This is a genomic window from Okeania sp. (genome assembly GCF_983059655.1).
Genome location: NZ_CEZPJD010000920.1, coordinates 1 through 2,892 on the forward strand (window position 1 = coordinate 1; position 2,892 = coordinate 2,892).

A 2,892-nucleotide genomic window follows, 5' to 3' on the forward strand; every position below is an offset into this window, starting at 1 on the left:
AAGCAGGCGTAAGTATAAAATATCGCAAATTTCCTCCGATAAGAGAGTTTGATAATTTCGGAAAATTAAATTACACAGAAGTTTTACGCCATCGCTTAAATATTAACGATCTTGTAAATTGCCTAACAAATTTATTACCTTCTGGACTTGATATTGAACATTTACGAGCATCGCTTTTATCTGGGGTAAATTCTCGCCTAATTGGCGAAGTAACTGAAGAAACCTATAGTTATCGTCATTCTGTTTTTTCTTCCTCTGCTGGAGTTGAAGAAGTCGCAAATATAATTTCTAAGCATTCAGCAGTCAGCCATCAGCTATCAGCTTCATTAACTTTAAAAGAGGAAAAAGCAATTCAGAGATTTGAAAGGATTAAAAGTATGGGAAAAAGTCCATCAGTTCACCTTAATAGTCTATCTAGCTACATCGTTGATTAAAAAGCTGAGAGCTGACGCTAATATCTGAATAATTACTATAATTTTAACGATTATAAAAAGTGCTGATTTGGGAAACAAAACACTAGGAAAAAAGTTAGATGAAGTGCGGGATGTTTTTTCTCAAAATCCAAAATACTTCGTTAATACTGAAACATTAGAACATATCACTAGACTAATCACTTCAGTACGAAATGATATTGCTCATCCTTCTTCAGAAAATAGTTATTCAAAGGATATAATAGCTATTCAATCCCGCTTGTCTTCTCAGTTATAGCAATGAGCGCTGGTATATTTACAAATTGCAGGATGGGCCTAATAGCTAAAAGTCTTATATGATCAGCAATTTATTCCCCCTGTTGCCTGTTGCCTGTTGCCTGTTGCCTGTTGCCTGCGCACAGCGCTATAGCATTTGCATTTCTACAATTTACAACTAAAACACTAAGTTCTTTTCTAGATCAAAATGGTCAACTTGTAAATGTTCAAATTCTAGAAACTCCAACAGATAAAAATCAGACAATTTTTTATTTCGGGTTCGATGGTGATTCTACTGGCGACTATTTAGAAATGGCGTTTGAAAAATCAAATGAAGATGAAGTAAGACAACGAAGTCAGATAGTACATGAAGTTATTGGGGAGTTAAAAAAGTTAATCTACAAAGCAACAAAATATCACAAAAGCGTACTTTTTGCCGAAGGAGACAATATTCTCTTTAAAGCACCTTATCAGACAAGTCTACTAAGCGATTTACAGAGAATTTACAAAGAGAAAACTGGATTAACTGGCACTATCGGATACGGTAAAACATTACCTGAAGTTGCTTTAGCAATGCGTCTAGCTAAAGCTCAAGGTGGAGGTAACATTATGGGTATAGCTTTAAAAAATTAGAAATAGAGAATTAGCAAAAATCAAAAATAACCTAAAGTTTTCTTATTAATATAATGTCAAGCAGCAAGTGTATTTTGATTCAATTTTTTTATATTTTAATCCAACTATTTTTTATATGAAAATCTAATAGATTGTGAAAAATATTATTATAGTTAATAGGCACTAGAAATCTTTCAAAAAGATATAGATTTTTCCAAGAGTAGAGAACCGGAAACAGAGAATATATTTTCGCAATCAAGATACGAAAAATGATTTTGTAAGTGACTTTTACAACTTTACCTTATGTTAAATAAAGAGCAGGTTTATTTTCTATAGATATCTATTAAAAATCCTTTATATTCTGACTCGCTGACTACAGCAATTCTTACTCCTAAGCAACACTAAAATATCACAAATGAAATTAGGATGACTATATAAATATGGTAAAACAACCAACCTCTAAAAAACGTGCTGAAGCTCTAGATGCTCTACGAGGATTTGCCATTTTAATGATGGTATTATCTGGCATAATTCCTCGTGATGGAACATTACCTGCTTGGATGTATCATGCTCAAACACCACCACCAAATTATGTATTTAATCCTAATATTCCTGGATTAACTTGGGTAGATATTGTTTTTCCGATTTTCTTATTTTCCATGGGGGCATCTATTCCCCTAGCTTTATCTCGATTAATAAATAAAGGGTGGCGATACATTTCAATATTTTTATTCATCCTGAAAAGAGGTTTTTTGTTAGGCACATTTGCTATAGTGCTTCAACATTTTCGACCACACATTATTAATAATGTAGAGGAAATTCCGGAAAAGTGGAAATTGGCTTTATTGGGATTTTTCATCCTATTTTTAATGTTCAGTCGTTTGCCAAAATTTATCCCAAAATTTATCAATCAATTAATTACTGTAGTTGGTTGGTTTTTATGTGTTTTAATTCTCAGTAGATTCGTATATCCAGATGGTAGTAACTTTTCATTAGAACGCAGTGATATTATCCTCATCGTTTTAACTAATATGGCTGTTTTTGGTTCGATAATTTGGTTATTTACTAAATCTAATTGGTGGTTACGTTTAGGATTATTGGGAATATTATTAGGTCTCAGATTTTCTGCTGCTGATGATGGATGGGTGAAAGAGTTTTGGTTTAACTCTCCTTTGCCTTGGATTTTTAGATTTGATTATTTGAAGTACTTATTTATTGTTATTCCAGGTACTATTGGTGGAGATTTAATTTTAAAATGGATGAGAAATAATGAAAGTAGCGATCGCGATTCAACACTAGAAAAATGGCCAGCTAGTCGTTTTTTTATTATTGCAGTATTAATGGTTACTATTGACTTGGTATTATTGATTGGGTTACAATCTAGGCTGGTTTTAGAAACAACTTTAGTAAGCGGAGTTTTATGTGCTTCTGGTTGGTTATTATTCCAGCAACCAAGTAATCAGATAGAAAATTTACTCAATAAACTTTATAGTTGGGGGATTTATTGGCTAGCATTAGGATTAGCTTTTGAACCTTTTAAAGGTGGAATTAAAAAAGATAGTGCTACCCTAAGCTACTTTTTCATTACTACAGG

Annotated in this window: 4 protein-coding genes; all 4 read left to right on the plus strand. The window is 32.5% G+C overall.

The window, feature by feature from the left end:
• On the plus strand, nt 1-434 hold a 434-nt coding region (locus AC3DU7_RS30185), incomplete at its 5' end, for a hypothetical protein (RefSeq protein ID WP_488042926.1).
• A gap of 67 nt (nt 435-501) precedes the next feature.
• A complete protein-coding gene (locus AC3DU7_RS30190; RefSeq protein ID WP_488042927.1) occupies nt 502-708 on the plus strand; it encodes a hypothetical protein in 207 nt (68 codons plus the stop codon).
• 110 nt (nt 709-818) lie between these two features.
• Entirely contained in the window at nt 819-1,319 is a 501-nt protein-coding gene (locus AC3DU7_RS30195; RefSeq protein ID WP_488042928.1) for a mCpol domain-containing protein, read from the plus strand.
• 419 nt (nt 1,320-1,738) lie between these two features.
• On the plus strand, nt 1,739-2,892 hold a 1,154-nt coding region (locus tag AC3DU7_RS30200), incomplete at its 3' end, for a DUF5009 domain-containing protein (protein ID WP_488042929.1).